Source organism: Collinsella aerofaciens (assembly GCF_040926265.1).
Classification (GTDB): domain Bacteria; phylum Actinomycetota; class Coriobacteriia; order Coriobacteriales; family Coriobacteriaceae; genus Collinsella; species Collinsella aerofaciens_BB.
Genome location: NZ_JBCOIL010000010.1, coordinates 51,279 through 73,728 on the forward strand (window position 1 = coordinate 51,279; position 22,450 = coordinate 73,728).

General features: G+C 59.4%; 16 protein-coding genes. 4 read left to right on the forward strand and 12 right to left on the reverse strand.

The window, feature by feature from the left end; genetic code table 11:
* Positions 1-54 precede the first annotated feature (54 nt).
* From AB5767_RS04500 to AB5767_RS04520, 5 genes are all read right to left on the reverse strand, one after another.
* Entirely contained in the window at positions 55-999 is a 945-nt protein-coding gene (locus AB5767_RS04500; RefSeq protein WP_368131915.1) for a zinc dependent phospholipase C family protein, read from the reverse strand.
* A 92-nt stretch (positions 1,000-1,091) separates the two neighbouring features.
* Complete coding sequence (locus AB5767_RS04505) at positions 1,092-1,826, reverse strand: LytR/AlgR family response regulator transcription factor (RefSeq protein ID WP_006235161.1); 735 nt, start codon at positions 1,824-1,826, stop codon at positions 1,092-1,094.
* 38 nt (positions 1,827-1,864) lie between these two features.
* Positions 1,865-3,256 (reverse strand): sensor histidine kinase, encoded by a 1,392-nt coding sequence (locus tag AB5767_RS04510; protein WP_117786915.1) that lies wholly within the window; start codon positions 3,254-3,256, stop codon positions 1,865-1,867.
* A gap of 112 nt (positions 3,257-3,368) precedes the next feature.
* Positions 3,369-4,646 (reverse strand): metal-dependent hydrolase family protein, encoded by a 1,278-nt coding sequence (locus tag AB5767_RS04515; protein ID WP_368131916.1) that lies wholly within the window; start codon positions 4,644-4,646, stop codon positions 3,369-3,371.
* A gap of 130 nt (positions 4,647-4,776) precedes the next feature.
* Positions 4,777-6,228, reverse strand: a complete 1,452-nt coding sequence (locus tag AB5767_RS04520) for an APC family permease (protein ID WP_055310077.1) — start codon at positions 6,226-6,228, stop codon at positions 4,777-4,779.
* Positions 6,229-6,762: 534 nt separating this feature from the next.
* On the opposite strand from AB5767_RS04520, the gene AB5767_RS04525 reads away from it, so the two are divergent.
* The gene (locus AB5767_RS04525) at positions 6,763-7,623 is read left to right on the forward strand and encodes a C39 family peptidase (RefSeq protein WP_368132367.1); all 861 of its coding nucleotides are present in this window, start codon (positions 6,763-6,765) and stop codon (positions 7,621-7,623) included.
* Positions 7,624-8,076: 453 nt separating this feature from the next.
* On the opposite strand, the gene AB5767_RS04530 is transcribed toward AB5767_RS04525, so the two are convergent.
* The 6 genes from AB5767_RS04530 to arcC all read right to left on the reverse strand — a co-directional run bounded on the left by AB5767_RS04530 (position 8,077) and on the right by arcC (position 14,909).
* Positions 8,077-9,531, reverse strand: coding sequence for a family 1 glycosylhydrolase (locus AB5767_RS04530; protein WP_368132368.1), 1,455 nt, complete (start codon positions 9,529-9,531; stop codon positions 8,077-8,079).
* Position 9,532: 1 nt separating this feature from the next.
* Entirely contained in the window at positions 9,533-10,882 is a 1,350-nt protein-coding gene (locus AB5767_RS04535; RefSeq protein ID WP_117776361.1) for a PTS sugar transporter subunit IIC, read from the reverse strand.
* A gap of 9 nt (positions 10,883-10,891) precedes the next feature.
* Positions 10,892-11,185, reverse strand: coding sequence for a PTS sugar transporter subunit IIB (locus tag AB5767_RS04540; RefSeq protein ID WP_117648560.1), 294 nt, complete (start codon positions 11,183-11,185; stop codon positions 10,892-10,894).
* Between the two features lie 46 nt (positions 11,186-11,231).
* Complete coding sequence (locus tag AB5767_RS04545) at positions 11,232-11,558, reverse strand: PTS lactose/cellobiose transporter subunit IIA (RefSeq protein ID WP_117648559.1); 327 nt, start codon at positions 11,556-11,558, stop codon at positions 11,232-11,234.
* Between the two features lie 119 nt (positions 11,559-11,677).
* Positions 11,678-13,573, reverse strand: coding sequence for a BglG family transcription antiterminator (locus AB5767_RS04550; protein WP_368132369.1), 1,896 nt, complete (start codon positions 13,571-13,573; stop codon positions 11,678-11,680).
* Between the two features lie 373 nt (positions 13,574-13,946).
* Positions 13,947-14,909: a carbamate kinase gene (gene arcC, locus AB5767_RS04555; protein WP_006235166.1), complete on the reverse strand. Its 963-nt coding sequence runs from the start codon at positions 14,907-14,909 to the stop codon at positions 13,947-13,949.
* A gap of 602 nt (positions 14,910-15,511) precedes the next feature.
* Between arcC and AB5767_RS04560 the strand changes: the two genes are divergently transcribed.
* The 3 genes from AB5767_RS04560 (at position 15,512) to AB5767_RS04570 (ending at position 18,058) form a co-directional block, all read left to right on the forward strand.
* Complete coding sequence (locus AB5767_RS04560; protein ID WP_346970053.1) at positions 15,512-15,928, forward strand: DUF3830 family protein; 417 nt, start codon at positions 15,512-15,514, stop codon at positions 15,926-15,928.
* Between the two features lie 5 nt (positions 15,929-15,933).
* Positions 15,934-16,455: a hypothetical protein gene (locus AB5767_RS04565; RefSeq protein WP_271758658.1), complete on the forward strand. Its 522-nt coding sequence runs from the start codon at positions 15,934-15,936 to the stop codon at positions 16,453-16,455.
* Between the two features lie 241 nt (positions 16,456-16,696).
* On the forward strand, positions 16,697-18,058 hold the full coding sequence (locus tag AB5767_RS04570) for an ATP-binding protein (protein ID WP_368132370.1): 1,362 nt from the start codon (positions 16,697-16,699) through the stop codon (positions 18,056-18,058).
* Between the two features lie 372 nt (positions 18,059-18,430).
* Here AB5767_RS04570 and nifJ read toward each other — a convergent pair whose 3' ends face one another.
* Complete coding sequence (nifJ, locus tag AB5767_RS04575; RefSeq protein ID WP_346970051.1) at positions 18,431-21,970, reverse strand: pyruvate:ferredoxin (flavodoxin) oxidoreductase; 3,540 nt, start codon at positions 21,968-21,970, stop codon at positions 18,431-18,433.
* Between the last annotated feature and the right edge of the window lie 480 nt (positions 21,971-22,450).

Consider the following 22,450-nt stretch of genomic DNA (forward strand, 5'->3'; position numbering starts at 1 on the left):
CCCCAATTGTCCAGAGGCGCCGGTAAGGATTCGGCAAAGGGGCACGCACGAGCCCTACTCCTCGCGGTCGAACTCTTCGTCGGCGCCGAGCACGCGACCGCTGTAATTGACGTGGTTGGTCACGGCTTCCATATCGCCGGTCTCGATAAAGCGGGCGACGGTGAGCTCGTAATCGAGCAGTGCGCGGTCAAAGACCTCGGGGAAGCTCTCGGTCGAGACTTCATCGGTAAAGGGGCTCTTCCATGCCAAGTGGCCCAGATTTCCGGTACGCTCGGGCAGCTCGGTCGTCACGCGGTGCGCAAGGCCGTCGAGCAGCGAATAATCGTGCACCAAGCCCTCGAGCAGGGCAATCGCGCGCGTCTTGGCCGAACCGGCCGGCTCGATAGTGCGGTAGAGCAGCTGCATGTCCGAGACGGCGCCGGCGTACTCCCCCGCCGGGATGTCGATACCGTACACGCGTCCGGCGACGTAGCTCATCAGCACGCCGGCAACGCGATTGATGCGGTCGGTGGTGACGATCTCGCCCGCCGGCGGATAATCCTCGACCGTAGCCCCATCGCGCTTGAGCTGCAGCATCAGCACGTCCAAGTCGCTTTCGAGCACGGCATGAACTTGACTGCCCGAAGCCTCGAGCTCGGGATCGGACTCGACAATGCCAAACTGCTGCTCGTAGACAAAGGGATGGGCATTGCGATCGAGCACATAGTGCGACAGCAGGCCCAGCGCAAAGGCGCGACCCAGATTGGCATCGCGCGGCTGCAGGTGCGACACGCCGTCGCGCAGGCACGAGAACTGGCGCGACATGCGCGAGCGGTGCATGACCTGAGCAAGCGACATGCAGTCGGAAATGCGCGGCGTGAGCATGTGGAAGAAGAACGGGTCGGGACCTTGGTTTCCCAGGATAAAGGCGATGCGCTCCTCGTCGGACGTGATGACGCCCTGCGGAAGACGGTCGATGCTTTCCTCGCCAAACAGATGATGGGTGATAAGCGCGGGCATAATGATCCTTTCGATTTCATTCGATGCCACCCATTATGCCCACCGCGCGCCCATGCCAAACCTGCGATGGTAAACGACGGCACGCAGACCGTCTACGCAAGCCCCAAGTGTGCTTTAACCTCGGCAGCGCGACGGCGGGACACGGGCACCGTCGAGGTTACGCGATCGAGTCTGAGCTCCATAAGACCCGTGGAACCGATCTCGACATTGTGCACGTCTTCCAAATTGACCAGATAGCTGCGATGAACGCGAATAAAGCCCTCGGAGACCAAGCGACGCTCGAGCGAAGAGATCGACTCATTGATCAGGTACGTTCCCTCGGCGCAGATGGCGTTGCAAAAATCGGCGCGCGCCTCAAAGTAGCAGACGTCTGCGGCGGGAATGAACACCTTTTTGCCCCCGCGGTCCACCGTCAGACGCAAAGGCTGGCGCGGAGCGTGGATAACACGACGGGCACCCAAGGCTGCCTCGATCTTGTCGAGTGCCTTTGACAGGCGTGCGTCCTCGACCGGCTTGACGACATAGTCGACCGCATCGAGGTTATACGCATCGGCGGCAAACTCGGCAAACGCCGTCACAAACACAACCACCGGCGGCGTCTTTAGGTTCTGCAGCGTCTCGGCAAGCTCAATTCCCGAGCGGCCGGGCATCGTGATGTCCAAAAACAACACGTTGGGCTTGTTCGAGAGAATCGACTCCACGGCCTCGGTGACATTGCCCGCCTCGGCAATCTGGCCCACACGCGTATCCTTTTCCAACAGATAGCGTAGCTCAGCCCTAATGGGAGGTTCGTCATCAACCACCAAGATGTTCCAGCCTTCGGACATATGTGCTTCCCCTCTTTTTCTCTCAATCCAACCGCGTGCTACGCCGTCAACGGCGCCGGCTCATGCGGCTCGCCGTTCAGCTCGACGATGACCTGCGTTCCCACGCCCTCCTGGGACTTCACGCGCATGCCGGAATCTTCTCCGTAAAAGAAATGGATGCGCTGAAGCACGTTGAAGAGCGCCAGGCCGCAACCTCGCTTGACGGAGCCGTCGGCGGTAATGCTCTCGGGCTCCTCCAGGCGATGTTGCTCAAACAGATGCGCGCAGACTTCTTCGCTCATACCGATGCCGTCGTCCTCGACGATGATCTCCAAACCGTCATCGGTCTCGAAAGCCCTAACATGAATAGAAAGCGGCTCGGTCTCGCGCTGCGCGTGCTTGATGCAGTTTTCGAGCAACGGCTGCAAGATAAACGGCGGCACCATGCAATCGCGCACCTCAAAGTCGATATCGACCGAGACGCGCAGACGGCCGTCGCCATAACGAGCCTGCATAAGATTGATATAGCGAGTGCCCTGTTCCACCTCGTGCTCGAGCGTTGTGAGGGTATCGGAATCAGAAAGCGTCTGACGGTAGTAATTGGAAAAGTCGATCAGCAGCGACCTGGCCTTGTCCGGCTCGGTACGTACGAGCGACACGATGGTGCTGATGGTGTTAAACAGAAAATGAGGATCGACCTGCGATTGCAAGGCGCGCAGCTCCACGCGGGCCGTAAGCTCGTCCTGGCGCTCGAGCTCAAAGCTCGCAAGCTGCGTGGAAATGAGGTCGGCAAAGCCCGAGGCAAGCGCCGTCTGGCGCATATCGATGCTGCTCAGACGGGGATAATACAACTCGAGCGTGCCCACGCAATGCCCGCGCACGGTAAGCGGTGCGACAATACCGGCGCGCAGGCGCGGAAAGTAGCCACCTGTCTCGGTCGAGGCATCGCGCGAGAACACGCTTTGCTCACCGCTGTTGATCACGTTGAGCGTAGTCCGCAGCACCACCGGGGTGCCCGCGGGGCATTTTGCCGAGTCCTCGCCCCAGCTTGCCAACACCTGCTTGCCGTCGGTAAAGCAGATGGCAGAGGCGATAGTTTCGGACAGGATGATCTTAGAGGCGCCCAGGGCAGCTTCGGGCGTAAGGCCGCGCGACGTGTAGGCGAATATTTTTGAAGCGATGGCGAGCGTGCGGTCGGTTGCGCTCGATGTGAGGTCGTCGGGAACGACAAAGACGTACGAGAAGAAGAAGCACAGCATGACCAAGCCGGCAATGACGACAACGGCCGGAACGGGATTGGGATTATCGGTTAGATCCCAGATGAGCAGCAGGATAAGCAGCGGAACGACAATACCGAGCAAGATGGCTTGAACCACATGCTGAGCGGTACGAAAGACCTTGGTAGAGTTGTAGCTCTTGCCCAGAATCAGCCTATTGAGATCCACCGTCATCTCCTTCTTACCGACGCACCCCATAGCAATAAAGAGGGCCGCAAGCGACCCTCTCCATTGCATTATGCAATCAAATACTGTGTTTTACATCAAGCCATCGATGAACGGTAGCTTAGGCGCTGTACTTGTTTGCCTCGCCGAAGGTGCCGCCCTCGACAATCCAGCCGTCCTTCATGATGACGTCCATGTTGTCGGTGTTGAGCACGTGGATGTCGGCGGCGACGTCACCGTTGACGACCAGCAGGTCGGCGCACTTGCCGGCCTCGATGGAACCGGTCTCGTCCTCGATGTGGCACATCTTGGCACCGTTGAGGGTGGCGCAGGTGATGGTCTCGACCGGGGTGAAGCCGATCTTGTCGACGAACTCGTACATCTCCTCGATGGAGCAGGTGCCGTACGGGGTGACGAAGGAGAAGGAGTCGGAGCCGATCGTCATGACAACGCCGCGCTTCTTGGCCTCGCGCAGGCAGTCGTAGTTGCGCTGCAGCTCCTTCTCGACCAGGGTGCCCTCGTACTTGTCGTGCAGCTCGGGGACGTAGACGGGCGGATAGGTGGCGTACCAGGTGGGCAGGAAGGCGATCGTCGGGGTGAAGAAGGTGCCCTGCTCGGCCATGAGGTCCATGGTGCGCTCATCGATATCGAAACCGTGAATCAGCTGCTCGCAGCCAAAACGAACGGAATCGTAGGCAGCGGCGTGGTTGTTGTAGCAGTGGCTCCACACGGGGATGCCGACCATCTTTGCCTCTTCGACCACGGCCTGGATCTCCTCGGAGCAGTAGTGCTGGTCGCGACCGGAGTCCCAGCGCCAGATGCCGCCACCGGTAGCCCAGATCTTGATGGCATCGGGGTTCTCGCGCAGGCGACGACGGACGGCCTTGCGCAGATCCCAAGGACCGTCGACCTGGTCGCCCCAGGGATGAGATTCCTTGTTGAGCTCCTGGGTGCAGTGGTGGGAGTCACCGTGGCCGGCAACGCGGCAGAAGCCGAGGCCGGTGGCCAGAACGCGCGGACCCTTAAAGACGCCCTTGTCGATGCAGTCACGGATCTGGATACCAAAGCGGCCGATCTCGCAGACGGTGGTGAGGCCGTGGGTGAGGCAGTCGTAGGCCTGCTTGACGGCGACGGCCTGCTTCTCGAGGAGCGGCTGCATGACCCAATCGGTGTCATCGTCGGTCAGGTTGCCCGAGAAGTGCAGGTGGGTGTCGATCAGGCCGGGAAGGACGGTCTTGCCGGCGGCGTCGATGACCTCAACGCCCTCGGGAAGGTCCTGCATAGCGCCGGCGTACTCGATCTTGCCGTTGTCGTCGACGAGAACGAGGGAGTTCTCGACCGGCTCGGCACCGGTGCCGTCGATGAGCTTGCCGCCAACGATTGCATACTTAGTGGACATGGTTCCTCCTTATGGATCATATAGTGGGCGAGGCCGTGTTGGGTTAAGGCCTCACAAAGCTACCCAAGTGGTGCCGGGTTCGGTGCGCGGGAGAGAGGATTCCGCGCACCCGATCCGCCCCGGCTAGGCGTTACTTTTTGCGGGAATTGGTGAAAGCCATGAGGGCCAGGCCAATAGCCAACCAACCGATCACGATGCTCCACTCCACCATGTTGAGGGAGGCGGGAGAGAACGGAATCACGAGCAGGCCGATGATGATGGCGCAGGCAGCGATAGCGAGGCCGATGCCAAACTTGCCGCCGGGCACCTCGTAGGGACGAGGCAGGTCGGGCTCGGTGAAGCGCATGCGCAGGCAGGCGAGGGCGACCATACCGCAGGAGAAGATGAAGGCGAGAGCCGACACGTTGGTCAGAGGGATGAGCATGTTCTTGCCCAGGAACGGACCGATGACGGTGATGACGCCCAGAACGACGCAGGCGAGCTTGGGAGCGCCGGACTTGGGGTCGACCTCGGCGAACTTCTCGGGCAGTTGGCCCTTGCGGCCCATGGCGAGCATGATGCGGCTCGTGGCGCCGTAGAAGGAGTTCATCGGGCCCATGGGTCCAAGCGTGGCGATGACGAGCATGGCCAGGTACAGGAGCATGTTGATACCCTTGAGGCAGGCAAGCGCGGGAACCGGGCTCTTAACAAACTCATGCCAGTCGAGGATGGTGCCGAACGAGTAGATGCAGACCATGTAGAAGCCGCCGGCGGCCAGCAGGGCCAGGGAGATGATCTTGCCGAACTTGTTCCAGTTGAGGCCCTCGGCTGCTTCCTCAGCCTGCTGAGGAATGGTGTCGAAACCGGCGTAGAAGAACGGGGTCAGAACCAGGACCGACACGATGCCGGCGAACAGGCTGGCGCCCTCGGTAGCGGCCTTGCCGCCGCCAGCGCCGGTGACCTGGGAGAACACGGGCATGGCATTGTCCGGCGAGCCGGTGAACAGCGAGACGCCCATGGCGAGCAGCATGCCGCAGAGCAGAGCCTTGGTCAGGAAGGCCTGGAGCTTGGCGGCCGAGCTGGCGCCGCGGAAGTTGAGGAAGATGACGTAGGCTGCGAAGCCGAGCGCGATCAGCGTCGGGAACAGGTAAACGTCGGCGCCCAGGATGGTGTAGAGCTTGACGGCGCGCAGCCACTCAAGACCGGGCAGGCTGCCGAACATCTCAGACACGAGGGTCGAAATGGCGATGGCCTCCCACGGGCACAGGATACCGTTGCCCAGGGCCAAAAGCCAACCGGTGATGTAGCTCAGCGTACGGCCAAAGCTACGGTCGACATACTCGACGATGCCGCCCGAGATGGGGATCGCAGCCGTGAGCTCACCGAAAACAGCTCCGACGGGCACGAGGAAGATTGCACCCAAGAGGAATGCGATCATAGCGGGAACGGGACCGCCGCCCACGACCATCCAGTCGCCGACCTGCAGAACCCAACCGGTGCCGATGATGGCACCGAAACCGATGGTGAAGAAGTTCCAGAGCGAAAGCGTTTTCTTCATACCGCCGTTGTCCTCGACTGCAACTTCTGCGTTCTTGTCCGCCATTGTTCCCCTCCTTTCCTTTTTGACGCCCCTTGACGTCACCCCTTGCGCGGTCTGTTTTGCCGCGCTCTTTTATTTCGTGGCTTTACAATACGGCCTTGGCGCAGCAGCTCCGCTTGTAGCTCGACCGAAGGCAGAACTGCAAAACGAGCGGCGTCGTTTTTGGGACGAACGGCACGGTTTGCCGCTCATTGTTGCCGCCCGTCCGACGGGCGTACGCTCATCGGACGCATATAGAGATGTTTTTGAGGCCGTGTGTTTTGCGCCTTTCGTACCGTTTACCGAGCTTTTGACGCGCAGACCCATTTGTTGCACAGCTTTTTTGTAGGATAGATAGGTTATACATGAGACAAGGCGGTACGAATGGCATACGGATACAACGACGGTGATCAACGGCGACAAAGCGTTCGCCTTGCTGGCCGTACCACGCCGACGCCCAGAAGTGCCACGAGCGGCAATCCGCAACGTCCTCAAGAGCAACCCAGGCCTTCGTCTCGGCAGCAGACAAGCAGAACGCGGCAGAGTGGCCGTCCGAGCATGGGCACAAGCGCGCAGCAAGATAGCCGCTTGGGCGCGCGCACTCGACAGCGTCAGGCCGAGGTTCCGCAGCTGCGCCGCAACGGCGTACGTCAGCCCGGCATCCATATCGACCGCTTCTTTTCGCATCCCCAAGGCGGACGCGACGGCAAGCCTTACCGCTCGACATCGCACGCGAATGCCCCCGCCCTGCCGGCCCGTCGACTTCGCCTCGCACTGTGCTCTATCCTCACCTGTCTGGTCTTTGTGCTTATGAGCTCCTGTATGTCCCACGGCTCGGCCGGTCTCGAGCCCACCGCCGAGGACAAGCTGCTCAAGGCCCCCGTCGCGCCCGGTTATTCTTTCGCCTTTTCGACCCCGCGCTCGCAATGGCAAGCCGGCACGATGCCCCATATCTATCAGATCGACCCTGCGTGGTCGGAGCTGCCTTACGCCGGCGGCACCATCCGCCAAAATGCCTGCGGGCCCACGTGCCTCACCATGGTCTATATCTTTAAGACGGGACGCACCGATATGACCCCCGTCGATATGTGCGCGCTTTCCGAGGCGGGCAATTACGCCCCCACCGGCGCAACCGAATGGTCGTTTATGACGAGCGGCGCATGGCAGTTGGGACTTAACGGAACGGAGCTCCATAACGATCGCGACTCGATGACTCAGGCGCTGCGTTCGGGAGCGCCCGTCATCGCCGCCGTTCGGCCGGGCACCTTTACCAACGTGGGCCACTACATTGTGCTTTACGGTATTGACGACGCCGACCAGATTGGCGTCTACGACCCCAACTCGGCCAGCCGCAGCGCCCGCCGCTGGGGCGTCGTAGAAGTCCTTAACGAAGTCGAAGCCATGTGGGCCTACTACTAGTCATTGGGGACTCATTGGGGACAGACTTAAATGAGTGGTCGTCGGGGACAGTCTTACGGACGCCGGCCGAGAGCAGACGAAAAGGGCCATCCCGAACTGCTTGGAACTGCCAGCACGGAAAGCGCATCCTGCTTTGGGGCCCAATAGCGGGGTGCGCTTTCCGTTAGCGGCCCGTTTGGGAAACTAGGGACCGCTTTTCGACAATAATCCGGGATGCATTTTCCGATTGAGGGCCTCAAGGGAAACCGCACCCCATGTTGGACGCTCATTCTGGGATGTGCTTTCCGCAGTTGATCGATGCGGCCTTTAAGGACTGTCCCAAGCTGCCGGCAGGAAAGGAACGTCCCCAAGTGCCGGGTTTCCGCAGCCTGCAATGCTCCTCATGAACAGCCGCCTCAATAACAAAAGCCCCCGCGGCCGAAGCGGACCGCGGGGGCAACAGACCTGCAAGAGTTAACTCAAGTCCTCGCCATTTGATGCAATGACCTTTTGGTACCAGCAGAAGCTGTCCTTTCGGTAGCGATCGAACGTGCCTTTGCCCATATCATCGGCATCGACATAAACAAAGCCATAGCGCTTCTTCATCTGCCCCGTCGAGGCCGACACCAAATCGATGCAGCCCCACGGCGTGTATCCCATCAGGTCAACACCGTCCTCGACAATTGCATCGCGCAGCGCAACAATATGCCTTCGCAGGTAATCAATATGATACGCATCGTGGACTTTGCCGTCTTCCAGCGCATCGAGTCCGCCCACACCGTTCTCGGCGATAAAGAGCGGAAGATGGTAACGATCGTGGTAGCCGGCAAGCGTCACGCGCAAACCCAGCGCATCGATCTGCCACTTCCAGGCAGTCTCTTTATCCTTGAGGTACGGATTGCGCAACGTCGGGAACACGTTGCCCTCCGCCTTCTCGGCGATCACCTGATCATCGGCGCACACCAAGCGCGAGCAATAGTACGAGAACGAGATGAAGTCGACCGTATGCTCTGCCAGATACTCCGTATCGCCCGGCTCAAAGGGCACGTGAACACCCTCTTTCTCGAGTGCACGCAGCTTCCAAGCAGGATAGGCGCCCGCAGCCATCACGTCTGTGTAGAAGTAGCGGCCGCGGTCCTCCTCATACGCAAGCCATACGTCCTCGGGCGCACAACGGTACGGATAGGTCGCACCGGCAGCGACCATGCAACCCACCTTGTTTGCGGGATCGATCTTGTGCAGAATCTCGACAGCGCGAGCGCTTGCCATAAACATATGGTGCGAGAACGCCGCAGTCACGGCCGCACGGTCACGCTCATCCTCGAGCGTGACACCCGCGTTGAGATAGGACAGCGCCACGCTGTTGATCTCGTTGAACGTAAGCCAATAACGCACGAGGCCCTGGTACGCGCGTCCGACGGTCTCGACGTAGTGCGCATACCGCTCGATCATCTCTCGGCTTTGCCAGCCACCATAGCGCTCGACCAGAGCCAACGGATAGTCGTAGTGCGACAGCGTCACAAGCGGCTCGATTCCATGCTCGCGCAGCGCCTCGAATACCTGACGGTAAAACTCCAAGCCCTCGCCGTTGGGCTCGGCCTCCATCCCTGTGGGAAAAATACGGCTCCAGCAAATTGAAAGACGCAGGCACTTAAAGCCCATCTCGGCAAAAAGCTCGACATCCTCGTGCCAATGATGGAAGAAGTCGTTGCCCCAGCGGCATGGATACAGCCTGTCCGGATCGTCCACGGGCTTTTGCCTGCCAAACATTACATCCCAGCGGTCGGAACCCTGTGGGATCAGGTCGGAGTGCGACATGCCGCGGCCGCCCTCGTTCCAGCCCCCTTCGGCCTGGTTGGCGGCGAGGGCACCACCCCACAAAAAGCCCTCGGGCATACCGGCGGCAGACGTTCTGTCAAAGTAACTCATGCTACTCAGCATCCTCGGCAGAAGCTGCCGCGGCGTTCTCCTGCTCCTGAGCCAGGAGCTGGTTATCGTACACCTTAAAGAACGGGTACCAGACCACAGCCATGACCACGATCAAAACGATCGTAAACACCCAGATGCGCGGGTCGAGGCACTGGACAAAGCCCTGAACGAAGATGGGGAACGTGCCGCTCACCAAGATGTAGAAGTTAGAGACAAGACCCAGTGAGACCGCACCCCAATACAGCAGGGCCGAGATCATGCCGCCTAGCACAAACGGAATCATGAGGATCGGGTTGAAGATGATGGGCGCGCCGAAGATCGCGGGCTCGGAGATACGGAAGAAGCTCGGCACGATCGATGCCCTGCCAAATGCCTTGAGCTGCTGCGACTTTGCCCTAAACGCGCAGAGCGCCACAAAAGAGAACGTATTACCCGTGCCGCCGATGAGGTTGATGGCCAACGACATGAGCACCGGGTGGAACTCAAGCGGCTGCCCGGCAGCATAGAGCGAGGCGTTGGCGGCAAAGGCGGCAAGCGAGACCGGGGCGGTGATGGGCATTACGATCATGTTGCCGTGGACGCCAAAGCACCAAAACAGCAGCGTCATGAAGCAGATAAGCAGTGCGCCGGGCACAGAGTCAACTGCGACGGAAAGCGGGGCAGCGAGCAGCTTCTCGATAACCGAGGGGATGGACAGCGCGGGATCGATCATCTGGATCAGCAGGTTGCCGCCAAAGAAGATGAGGATGTTGGCGAGCATAGGTACGATGGCGCCAAAGGTTTCGGACAAAAACGGCGGCACGCCATCGGGCATCTTGATGGTGATGCCCTTGGTCTGGCAGAAGCGCGTGACCTCGACGGAGACCAAGGCAACGATGATGGCGGTAAACAGGCCCTGCGCACCCAGATAGGTGCAGGGGACCGCCTGGAGCACGGACTCGTCAGCAAGCTGGTAGTAGGACGACGGCGCCGCGGCGATCAGGAACATCACCAGCGAGGTCATGCCGGCGTTAAGCTTGGGCATCTTGTAGGTGCCCGCCAGGTTATATGCGATTGCGAACGTCACGATCACCGACAGTATGCCCATCGTCATATTGAAGGGGATGAGCAGCGTGAGCTTATTGGCCGTCGCAAAATCGAGCCAAGGGCCAAAGACGGACCAGAACCCGCCCTGCGCCACCAGGTCGGCCGTGACCGGCGGGTTGGCGAGGATCATAAAGACGGCAGATACCAAGATGAAGCTGATCGCGCTCATAAAGCCCTTTTGCATGGAGGCAAAGTGGCGCTCGGTGCCGCAGAAATTGGCGATAGGGGTCAGTTTTTCCTGAAGCAGGGTCATGAACTTCTCCATGGTCGCCTCCTAACCCAACAGCGACTGGGCGAGTGCCAGCACGTTGGCGGCGTTGCCCATGCCGTAGTCCTGTGCGGGGATGACCGCGGTCGGCTTACCGCTCCCCTGCTTGACGGTGTTGAGCTGGTAGGACACCTGCGGCCCCAAGAGCAGCACGTCATAATTGGCGCACGTCTCCTGATACTCGCCGATACCCACCGCATCGATATCGAGCTCGATGCCGTTTTGCTCCGCATATTTCTCGAGTTTCTTCATCAGAATGCTTGTAGACAGACCAGCTGCGCAAACAAGAAGGATCTTCATAAGGGATTCCCTTCGCATTGATTGGTTGGATAGTCACCGCACGCCGCTAGGCGTTCTTGGTTGCAGTGCACTCATACAGGCAGATCAGCTCCTGCACGAGCTCCTGAGCAAGCATGGAGCACATGAGGTGGTCCTGAGCATGGACCAGCAACACATCCACCGACAGATGCTCGCCCGCTGCCTCAGTCGAAAGCAGCTGCGTTTGGATGTGGTGAGCCTTGATTCCCGCATCCTTTGACTGCTTCATGAGTTTGGCGGCGGCGTCAAAATCCCCCGCTTTTGCCTTTTCAAGGGCTTCGAAGGCAAGGCTGCGTGCCTCTCCCGCCGCAGCGACCAGCTGAAACGAAACCATCTCGGTTCCCTGATCGTCCATAACGGTCTCCTCTCCCGTGATGTTTGGTTTGTACTTGAATATTCGAAACGCCTATCTCCCGCCCGCAATCCTCGAGGTTTATTGCAGGTAGACAGACAGGGTTATCGACAAAAGAAGTCTTAAGCCGTATGCGCTTGCACAAGCGCCATCAGCTCATGCCAGGACCGGCGCTCGCGTAGGCGCTCGACCCCCTGGCGGTCCATAAAGATCTCGGCGAGCAGTGAGCTCAAGATCCGCGCCTCATCGCCGCCCGACCGGGCAAACGACACCATAAAGACGATATCGACCTCATGGCCGTATTCGTCCCAAAGAATGGGATGTTCGAGCAGGCCCACGGTAACAAAGGCCTCGGCGCTCAAGGGATGCATCCCATGGGGCATGGCTACCCCATTGCCAAACGAGGTGGCACTCGCGCTCTCGCGCTCGGCGACCTCTTGGGCAAACTGGGCATCGACACGGCCGCTCTCGACGGCGCGCTCGGAGAGATATCGGAGAACGGCCTGCTTCGACGACGCCTCAACGCGGTTGAAGAACAGGGCACGGCTAAAGAAAGAGCTTACGGAGTCCGATTGCGCAGTGTCGTCGCTCAGCACCTTGCGGATAGCGTTGACATCGCTCGTCTCCAAGAAGAAATCGGCCTCGCGGACGGGCACGGGCAACTTGACGTTGAGCGGCACCGTTGTGAACACGTAGTCGATGTGCGAAAAATCGAACGTTCCCACGCGGGCGACATCGCATGTCTCAATCGAATCGATATACATGCCAAACTGCTTGCGGTACTGGTGCTCGAGCATACGGGCGCTTCCCGCTCCCGAGGCGCACACGATCAGGATGCGCTTGCGACGCGGCTGGTCGGCTTGCTGCTCGAGGGCCAGGGCAAATGCCATGGCGATGTAGCCGAGCTCTTCATCAGAGGGCTGGCTGCCAAAATGACGCTCGAGTACCTGCGAGGTGCCAGCTGCCATCGAATAGGCCAACGGAAACCTCGTCTTGATATCGGGCAGCATGGGGTTATCCATATGCATGTGATATTCAAGGCGATAGCCCAGAGGGCCGATATGCCGAGCAAGGTTCATGCGAAGTTCAAGATCGCCGCTAAAGTCAAACCTAAACTCATCGTTGACCGCACGTACCATCTCGGAAGCAATCTCCCACATCTCGTCCGAGATAACGGCAGAGCCCTTCTCGGGCACGCCCGTGCCCCTGCCGAGCAAATGGATTGCGATAAAGGCAACCTCTTCTCGGGGCATGCTCACGCCCAGGGCATCCTTGATGTTTGCGGCAATCTGGAAAGCCGCGGCGTATTCGCGCGTTCCCTCCAGTTTTTGAACGTCCGATTCTGCAGCTGGGACATAGCAGCCCTGCTCGATGCGGCCAAGAGCAATGTAAAGATGCATGATGAGATTGCGGGATGCCAGCGAGCTCACCGTGACGGGCGAGGCCGTCAGGGCATCGTCCACACATGCGGCGATGGCCCGCAGGCGCTCGGCGAGCTTTGCATCGTCGGTGTCGGGCAACACGGGCCTCACCAGCGAGGCCAGGCACAGGCGCCGTTGCGACTCCCCGCCCGCAACGCGGATTCCGTAGCGTGGGCGCTTTTCGAGCGTTAAGTCAAATTGGGCGAGTTTCTGCTCTACCAGACGCATGTCATTGGACAGAGTTCGCGCCGAAACGTAGAGTAAATCCGCATACTCCTCAATCGTCACCCGCTGGGACCGCATGAGGAGGTCGTTAAGAAGGAAGGACACACGGCCGTCGCGCGTATCAGGAATGCCCGGATGGGCCTGAGCCGCACCGTCTAGCAAGCGAGCAAGCTCATCTGCACGTGCAACATCGATACGATACTGCCCCTTGCTGCCAACGATGCGTGCAACCCCTGCAAGGTTGTCGTTTGCGCGATGGATATAGTTTCTCACGGCGCGCTCGCTTACCTCGAGACGCTTGGCAAGTACCGCGACAGCGACAGGCTGAGCGTCCTCGATCATATTTACAAGCTGCTTGACGCGAGCATCCATGTCCTCCTCCTTTCCCTGCGTCTAGTCTAACGCGGTAAAGAATGACACTCCACGTCGCGCTCGTTCCGCCAACTCGGAACAGGTTGCGGGGAGTCCAGCCGAACTTATAGGGAGCACGGAGAAAGGACCCGAAAGCCATGTGCCGGTGTGAGATGCGCTTTCCGCAGTCATTGGGGACAGACTTAAATTAGTAGTCATTGAGGACGTTCTTGTTTGACTAGTCGTTTAAGAACGTCCCCAATGACTACTCACCCATCGGGGACTAGGTGAATAGCAAAAGCCCCGCAGTCGGAGCGGACTGCGGGGCTCATGAAGAGAGGCTAGTTTGTGGGCGTCTTGCCTGGCGCCCACGAGAGAGGCAACAGAGTAGAGACTACTCGTGGATGCGGGTGCCGGAGAGGCCGGCCATGGTCTCGGCAGCCTTGTCCAGAGCGCCGATGATGCAGGTGCGGCCCTTGCGGGAACGAGCGAACTTGATGGCAGCGCGGACCTTGGGCTCCATGGAACCCTTGCCGAACTGGCCCTCGTCGGCCAGGCGCTCGGCCTCGTCGGCGGTGAGGTCCTCGAGCTCCTCCTGGTTGGGCTTGCCAAAGTTGATGGCGACATGCTCAACGGCGGTCAGCAGGAACAGAACGTCGGCGTCGCAGTCCTCGGCCAGCAGCTCGCCGCCCAGGTCTTTGTCGATGACGGCGGGGACGCCCTTGTAGCAGCCCTTGTTCTCATAGTCGCGGACGACGGGAATGCCGCCGCCACCGCAGGCGATGACGATGAACTCGTTGTCGAGCAGATTGAGGATGGAGTCGGCCTCGACGATCTTCTTGGGATCGGGGGAAGCGACGACGCGACGCCAGCCGCGACCGGAATCCTCGACGAAGACCTTGGAGGGATCCTCGGCCATGAACTCCTTGGCCTGCTCCTCGGTGTAGAAGGGGCCGATCGGCTTGGTCGGGTTCTTGAACGCGGGATCGTCCGGGTCGCACTCGATCTGGGTGACGACGGTGGCGGCGTGCCAACGCTTATAGCGCTTGTGCATCTCGCGGCCAATGCCCTGCTGCAGGTGATAACCAATGTAGCCCTGGGACATGGCGCCGCACTCGGGCAGCGGCATCTCGGGGGTGCCGATGGCGTCGTGGGCAGCGGCGAAGGCGTTCTGGATCATGCCAACCTGCGGGCCGTTGCCGTGGGTGATGATGATCTCGTTGCCCTGCTCGATCAGGCCGAGGAGAGCGTGAGCGGTGTTACTCACGGCCTCGATCTGCTCAACGGGGTTGTTGCCGAGGGCGTTGCCGCCAAGGGCGACGACGATACGATCGGGCTTGCCAAGAGGCTTAGACATTGCTGGAATCCTTTCTGTAAAAGGCCTACAACCCATTAATAACCCGCGCCCGTGCGATACGCGAGTTTATTAAGGTTTATATTCTCTTTATCGCTCATTTTATTCATTTTGAAAATAGTTGAACGGTGAACGGTCGCTTTTGCCCGCTCAGCGTAAAGAAACCCAGCTCAAGCATATCTACGTCATTTACGTGCAACTTTATTTTAATAGAGCAGGGATTAGACCAGATTATGCAAACTATATCTTTGCTAAACATAAAATAGGCAGCGCAAAATCTTACTCGCACTATACGAGATTCTATGCACTTATTGGACGAGTATGCAGCCCTGCAATAACATGGCGTTTTTCATCCAACTTAAGGAATAGACGAGTGCCTTTGCCGCGCGTCGGCCGGCAGCCGGCGAGCCGTCTCGTCGATCGCCGCTTCCAGAAAATCAAAAACTGATATTGCGCGCGCAATTGCGGCATGGTACTTTAGCGAAGAACAGCGCGGGCTGGGGCGACAGAGATCTGTCGTGAAGTTTGGGTTCGGCGACCCCGCCGCTGTCTTCTCCTTATCCGCCAGCGAGCCCCTTGAGCGACGGATTGAGGAGGTCCTTACTATGACAAAAATGCTCAAGATCACGCTGAATGGCGAGACGTTTCTCGCCGACATGCTCTGGGACAAGGCTCCCGAGGCATGCAAGCTGTTCGAATCGTCCTGTCCGGTCGAGTCACGTATCTTTTCGGCCAAGATCTGCGATGCCGAGGTAACCTATCCCGTATCGGGCCCCATCGCCAATTACGAGCACATCGAGAACCCCGTCTTTCACGAGCCGGCGGGCGCCGTGAGCTGGTATGGCGGATGGTCGTCAATCTGCATCTTCTTTGACGTGTGCGAGCCCTTTGGCACCTGCAACATGTTCGCCCGCATCTGCGAAGCCGACCGCGAGCGCTTTGCCGTTGCTTGCCGCAATGTTTGGGACAACCAGGGCATGCACATCAAAAACGAAATCGTCGAGATCGAAGCGGAGGCCTAAAGATGATGGATATCAACACCCTGCTCGCACTCGACCTTGCCGAGTACACCACTGCACTTGAGGCCCTCGCCGACCAGATGATGCTTGAGGAACCACGCGATATCGACTACATGCGCCGCCGCAAGCTCGACACAGGCCGCGAATTCGCCGTCTGGAACTTCACCGTCGGCTACTGCATGAACGCGGCCGACGCCCTCTCCCTCCTGCGAGCCCAGGCCAACGAAAACGCCAACGACGGCACCGCCGACCTCGCAACGATCAACAACAGCGCCGCGCGCCTGTGCGACTGGTTCTCGGGCGCCTTCGACGTCACCGGCAAAATGGATGACACCACGGCAATCCTCGCCCACAGCCGCGACCTCTACGCCCAGGTAGAGACTCACGAACAGTTTGCAGCCCTCACCCGCGCCACCGAGCGCTATCTGGTCCAGCTCCAATTTTGGGTCGACCGCCAGATTCCCTGGCCGGCCATTAGCGACCTCGTCCACGGCTACCGCCTACGCACGGAGTCCGGCGAGACAAGGTAACCAAGCAAGCAGCACCGACAACACCCCACCATCGGGATCCAAAGTAAGAATCAGAGGGCTGGAGACGCACCCAACAGCGTCCCCAGCCCCTTCGCAAAGTAGAGCACTGTTTCAGTGGCTTTGAGGCCTATTCGAACCTTTGCCATCTCCCAATTTTTGTATATTTACGACAATATTATCTGCCAATTTTTGTATGATTTTAGGCGATTCTATCTGTCAATTTTTGTCATTTGGGGGTTTAATGCTACGCCGTAAGGTCACTGATAGGCTTTTGAGCTGGAAGAATAACTCCAATAAGGCATTACTCGTTACTGGTGCGCGTCAGATTGGCAAGAGCTATGCGATTCGCGCGTTTGGAAAAAGCAGCTACGCTTCGTATTTTGAGGTCAATTTACTACTCGATGTCGAAGCAAGGAATGCACTTGTTGGCGCAAAGAACTCCGTTGACTTTATCAACCGCGTAGCCCTTCTTGCGGATGCGCCGCTTGTTGAGGGCGATACGCTTGTCTTTGTCGATGAGATTCAGGAGTATCCGCAGATCGTTACACTCATGAAGGCGTTGGTCGAGGATGGGCGCTTTAGCTATGTCTTCTCGGGGTCTATGCTTGGGACTGAGTTTAAGGGGATCTCTTCTTTTCCGGTGGGGTATGTAGAGCACATTGTTATGCGCCCGATGGATTTTGAAGAGTTTTGTTGGGCAAACAGCGTTAGCGAGAATGTGCTTGCAGGCATTCGCAGCTGCCTTGTCGAGAAACATCCTGTCGAAAACTATATTCATGAGGCGATGCTCAAGAACTATAGAGCTTATATCGTTTGCGGCGGCATGCCGGAGGTCGTTCAGAATTATATTGATTCGGGTTATTCGCTCGTGAGCACACGTGAGCTTCAAACTCAGCTGGTCGATCAGTACAAAAGCGATATCTCAAAATATGCATCGACTCGAGCGTTTAACGTTCGGTCGATTTTTGAGCAAATTCCCGTTCAGCTTGAGGCGGAGTCTCATCGCTTTGTTGTTTCGTCTCTGGGTGAGGGAGCTCGCCTTAAAAAATATGAGCAGGATTTCCTGTGGCTTGTTAACGCAGGTGTTGGATTGATGGTCGCCAGGGTGACGGAGCCACGGAGTCCTCTCAAGAGGACGGAGAAAACGACAGCCTTCAAACTATACGAGTCTGATACAGGCATGCTCGCATCGCGATACCCCGGCAGCACTGCACGCGCTGTCTATCTTGATATGAAAACTCCCAACCTTGGTGGTCTCTATGAGAACGTGGTCGCGCAGGAACTCGTTGCCCTCGGGGCGGATGCATGGTACTACCAAACGCGTGAGGTCGGTGAAATTGACTTTGTAATCGAAGGCGCCCACGGGCATGTTGTCCCAATCGAGGTCAAATCGGGCAAGAAAGTTCGAGCGCACGCGGCCCTCGATCGTCTGATGAGTGTGGGCGAGTACAAAATTCCCGAAGCCGTTGTACTAAGCCACGAGAATCTCAGCAAAGAGGGCAAGGTTCTGTACGTTCCAATCTACATGACGTTTTGTCTCGATGAGTTTATGGAAAAGGATGACCCCAATAACGATTTCTCGTTCGCACCCATATCTCTCTAGCCATTTGAATCCGCAATCCAGCCCCGTCCACACATCAATGCATTTCCCAAGGTGCTGCGCGTTTCGCGCCAAAGGCGCGAAAAAGCAAAGGGATAAGGCGTTGCAACAGCCACGCCCCCCCCATCCATCCCCAAAGTAACGCGCCTTTCGCGGTAAAGCCGCGAAACAGCGAAGGGGACGGAATACCCGACCAACTACGTCCTTCATCCGCCCACACAATCCGAGGACGTAGTCGCAGCAGGATCTGAGGGCTGACCTTCGCGGACACTCCGCAGGACGAAAGAACCCCCGCCGCACGTAGTGCGCAGCGGGGGTTCTTTCATGTCCGAGGACGTCCGCGAAGGTCAGCCCTCAGATCCTGCTGCGAGAGACCTAGGCCTCGTTGTACACCGTCTTGAGCTTCAGCAGGTGAGCGTAGCGGTCCATAGCGGCCTGCTCGTTCTCCTTGAAGAGCTCCTCGGCGCGCTCGGGGAAGGAACGCGTCAGCGAAGCGTAACGGGCCTCGTTCATCAGGAACTCCTGATAACCGCCCGCGGGCTCCTTGGAATCGAGCGAGAACTTCTTGCCGGCAGCAGCCTCGGGGTTGAAGCGGAAGAGGTTCCAGTAACCGCACTCGACAGCCTTCTTCATCTCGGCCTGGCAGTTCTGCATGCCGCCCTTCTTGATGGAGTGCATCTCGCAGGGGCTGTAGCCGATGATGAGGGACGGGCCGTCGTAGGCCTCGGCCTCGTGGATGGCCTTGAGGGTCTGAGCCGGGTTGGCACCCATGGCGACCTGCGCCACGTAGACGTAGCCGTAGCTCATGGCAATCTCGGCCAGGGACTTCTTCTTGGTCACCTTACCGGCAGCGGCGAACTGAGCGACCTGGCCCAGGTTCGAGGCCTTGGAGGCCTGACCACCGGTGTTGGAGTAAACCTCGGTGTCGAAGACGAAGACGTTGACGTTGTGGCCGGAAGCCAGGACGTGGTCCAGGCCACCGAAGCCGATGTCGTAGGCCCAGCCGTCGCCACCGAAGATCCAGAAGGACTTCTTGGTGAGGTAAGCCTTGTCGGCGAGGATCGCCTTGGAAGCGTCGCAACCGCACTTCTCGAGCTCGGCAACGTAGGCAGCGGCAGCGGTCTTGGAGGCCTCGGCGTCGTTGACGGAGTCGATCCAAGCCTGGCCGGCGGCCTTGAGCTCATCGGACGGACCATCGGCAGCGATGATGTCCTGGGTAGCGGCGATCAGCTTGTGCTGAACGGCCTCATAGCCAACGGCCATGCCCAGACCGTGCTCGGCATTGTCCTCGAACAGGGAGTTATTCCACGCCGGGCCGTGACCGTCCTTGTCCTTGCAGTAAGGAGCGGTGGCAGCGGGGTTGCCCCAAATGGAGGAGCAGCCGGTGGCGTTGGAGATGAACATGCGGTCGCCGGCAACCTGAGTCACCAGACGTGCATAGGCGGTCTCGGCGCAGCCGGCGCAGGAGCCGGAGAACTCCAGGTAGGGCTGCTTAAACTGGCTGCCCTTGACGTTGGCCGCGATAAGCTCCTTCTTCTCGGAGACGTTCTCGACCATGTAGTCCCAAACAGGCTGCTGGTCCATCTCCTGCTCGGTGGGAACCATCTCGAGAGCACCCTTGGGGCAGACCTTGACGCAGTTGGTGCAGCCCATGCAGTCGAGCGGGGACACGGCCATGGTGAACTTCATGCCCTTGGCCTTGGGGCCCATGGCGTCGAGCGTGCGGGTAGCCTCGGGCGCGGCGGCAGCCTCGTCCTCGGTCATCGCGAACGGACGGATGGTGGCATGCGGGCACACATAGGCGCACTGGTTGCACTGGATGCACTTGGTCTCGTCCCAGTGAGGAACAACCACGGCGACGCCGCGCTTCTCGTATGCGGAGGCGCCCAGCTCAAACTGGCCGTCGGCGCAACCGACGAAGGCGGAAACGGGCAGGCTGTCGCCATCCATGCGATCGATGGGCTCGAGCAGGTTCTTGACCTGCTGGGCGATGGCGGACTTGGTCTCCTCGGAGAGCTCGACGGGAGCGGCATCCTCGGCGGTTGCCCAGTCGGCCGGAACCTCGAACTTACGGAAGGCGGTAGCACCGGCATCGATGGCCTTATGGTTGGCGTCGACGATGGCCTGGCCCTTCTTCATGTAGGACTTGGTAGCCGCGTCCTTCATGTACTGCAGGGCGTCCTCGGCGGGCAGGACCTTAGCCAGCGCGAAGAAAGCGGACTGGAGCACCGTGTTGGTGCGCTTGCCCATGCCGACCTTGGCGGCCAGGTCGATAGCGTCGATCAGGTAGACGTTGACGTTGTTGTTCGCGATGTAGCGCTTGGCCACGGCGGGCATGTGCTCGGCGAACTCCTCGTCGCTCCACTGGCAGTTGACCAGGAAGGTGCCGCCCGGCTTGACGTCGCGGACCATCTTGAAGCCCTTGACGATGTAGCTGGGGTTGTGGCAGGCGACAAAGTCGGCCTTGGTCACGTAGTACGGCGAGCGGATCGGGGAATCACCAAAGCGCAGGTGCGAGACGGTGACGCCGCCGGTCTTCTTGGAGTCGTACTGGAAGTAGGCCTGGACGTACTTGTCGGTGTGGTCGCCGATGATCTTGATCGAGTTCTTGTTGGCGCCGACGGTACCGTCGCCACCCAGACCCCAGAACTTGCACTCAATGGTGCCGGGGGCTGCGGTGTTGGGTGCATCCTCGGCCTCGGGCAGGCTCAGGTTGGTCACGTCATCGACGATGCCGATGGTGAACTCGCGCTTGGGCTCGTCCTTCTTAAGCTCCTCGAAGACAGCGAACGCGGACGCGGGAGGCGTGTCCTTGCTGCCCAGGCCGTAACGGCCGCCGACGACCTTGATGCCCGTCTTGCCGGCCTCATAGAGAGCGGAAACGACGTCCTGGTAGAGCGGCTCGCCGATGGAACCCGGCTCCTTGGTGCGGTCCATGACGGCAATCTTCTGGACGGTCTCGGGGAGAACGTCGACAAAATGCTTGATGGAGAACGGACGGAACAGGCGAACCTTGACCAGGCCGACCTTCTCGCCGTGAGCGTTGAGGTAGTCGATGACTTCCTCGAGCACGTCGCAGAAGGAGCCCATGCACACGACGACGCGATCAGCATCGGGAGCGCCGTAGTAGTTGAACAGGCCGTAATCGGTGCCGAGCTTCTCGTTGATCTTCTTCATGTAGCCCTCGACGACGGCGGGAAGCTCGTCGTAGACCTTGTTGCAGGCCTCGCGGTTCTGGAAGAAGATGTCGCCGTTCTCGTGGCTACCGCGGGTATGCGGATGCTCAGGGTTGAGCGCGTGATCGCGGAAAGCCTGGACAGCGTCCATGTCGCACATCTCGGCCAGATCCTTGTAGTCCCACATGGCGACCTTCTGGATCTCGTGGCTGGTGCGGAAGCCGTCGAAGAAGTTAAGGAACGGGGTCTTACCCTCGATGGCGGCAAGGTGAGCCACCGGCGAGAGGTCCATGACCTCCTGGACGTTGCCCTCGGCGAGCATGGCGAAACCGGTCTGGCGGCAGGCCATGACGTCGGAGTGATCACCGAAGATGTTCAGGGCGTGCGAAGCGACGCAACGCGCGGAGACGTGAAAGACGCCCGGGAGCTGCTCGCCCGCGATCTTGTACATGTTCGGGATCATCAGGAGCAGGCCCTGAGAAGCCGTGTAGGTGGTGGTCAGAGCACCGGCGCCCAGCGAACCGTGAACGGTACCGGCTGCACCTGCCTCGGACTCCATCTCGACGACCTTGACCGGGGTGCCGAAGATGTTCTTGCGACCCTGGGCCGCCCACTGGTCGACATGGTCGGCCATCGGGCTGGACGGCGTAATGGGATAAATTCCCGCTACCTCGGTGTACGCATACGAAACATATGCGGCCGCCTCGTTGCCGTCCATAGACTTAAACTTACGCGCCATATACCCCTCTCCTCTCATATAGGTATACAGGCCCCGGCGATCGCCGGGATGTTGGCGTGATGGGATTTTCGCTGTTGCTTCCAATCATCTGGCAGGCGAACTCAGCAGCAGGTACATGGCGTGGAGAGAAGGCATGCCGAGGCGAGGAGGGCTGCACGCGCTCCACAGGCCCAGCTACCCGTCTTGCACATGACCGAGCGCCGCAAAGGCCGCATGCCGGATGCTCCCGGGCACGCCCCGGCGATGGGAAGCGCCCGCAACGGAAATCCGCATGCGGGTTTATTGTACCCCGCCGTCAAGTGTAATTTCGGCAAATATAGGCGTGCGGTAAAGGTTTACCTTGGGTGACTGCCAAGGGCCAAAATGGCCTCTCCATCCCCAGGCGACCGGCTCTGGCGCGCCGAGGAGTGTCCCAAACTGCCGGCAGAGACGATATGAGCAGGACATAAAAACATTGAGAGCCCCTGCTGCATGAAAGAC

Excerpts from the sequence above, each read along its gene's own strand:
- AB5767_RS04505 (WP_006235161.1), bottom strand. The coding sequence starts at position 1,826 with ATGTCCGAAGGCTGGAACATCTTGGTGGTTGATGACGAACCTCCCATT.
- AB5767_RS04525 (WP_368132367.1), top strand. The coding sequence starts at position 6,763 with ATGGGCACAAGCGCGCAGCAAGATAGCCGCTTGGGCGCGCGCACTCGA.
- AB5767_RS04510 (WP_117786915.1), bottom strand. The coding sequence starts at position 3,256 with ATGACGGTGGATCTCAATAGGCTGATTCTGGGCAAGAGCTACAACTCT.
- AB5767_RS04535 (WP_117776361.1), bottom strand. The coding sequence starts at position 10,882 with ATGGAGAAGTTCATGACCCTGCTTCAGGAAAAACTGACCCCTATCGCC.
- AB5767_RS04570 (WP_368132370.1), top strand. The coding sequence starts at position 16,697 with ATGCTACGCCGTAAGGTCACTGATAGGCTTTTGAGCTGGAAGAATAAC.
- AB5767_RS04515 (WP_368131916.1), bottom strand. The coding sequence starts at position 4,646 with ATGTCCACTAAGTATGCAATCGTTGGCGGCAAGCTCATCGACGGCACC.
- AB5767_RS04560 (WP_346970053.1), top strand. The coding sequence starts at position 15,512 with ATGACAAAAATGCTCAAGATCACGCTGAATGGCGAGACGTTTCTCGCC.
- AB5767_RS04540 (WP_117648560.1), bottom strand. The coding sequence starts at position 11,185 with ATGAAGATCCTTCTTGTTTGCGCAGCTGGTCTGTCTACAAGCATTCTG.
- AB5767_RS04545 (WP_117648559.1), bottom strand. The coding sequence starts at position 11,558 with ATGGACGATCAGGGAACCGAGATGGTTTCGTTTCAGCTGGTCGCTGCG.
- AB5767_RS04520 (WP_055310077.1), bottom strand. The coding sequence starts at position 6,228 with ATGGCGGACAAGAACGCAGAAGTTGCAGTCGAGGACAACGGCGGTATG.
- AB5767_RS04550 (WP_368132369.1), bottom strand. The coding sequence starts at position 13,573 with ATGGATGCTCGCGTCAAGCAGCTTGTAAATATGATCGAGGACGCTCAG.
- arcC (WP_006235166.1), bottom strand. The coding sequence starts at position 14,909 with ATGTCTAAGCCTCTTGGCAAGCCCGATCGTATCGTCGTCGCCCTTGGC.
- AB5767_RS04565 (WP_271758658.1), top strand. The coding sequence starts at position 15,934 with ATGGATATCAACACCCTGCTCGCACTCGACCTTGCCGAGTACACCACT.
- AB5767_RS04530 (WP_368132368.1), bottom strand. The coding sequence starts at position 9,531 with ATGAGTTACTTTGACAGAACGTCTGCCGCCGGTATGCCCGAGGGCTTT.
- AB5767_RS04500 (WP_368131915.1), bottom strand. The coding sequence starts at position 999 with ATGCCCGCGCTTATCACCCATCATCTGTTTGGCGAGGAAAGCATCGAC.
- nifJ (WP_346970051.1), bottom strand. The coding sequence starts at position 21,970 with ATGGCGCGTAAGTTTAAGTCTATGGACGGCAACGAGGCGGCCGCATAT.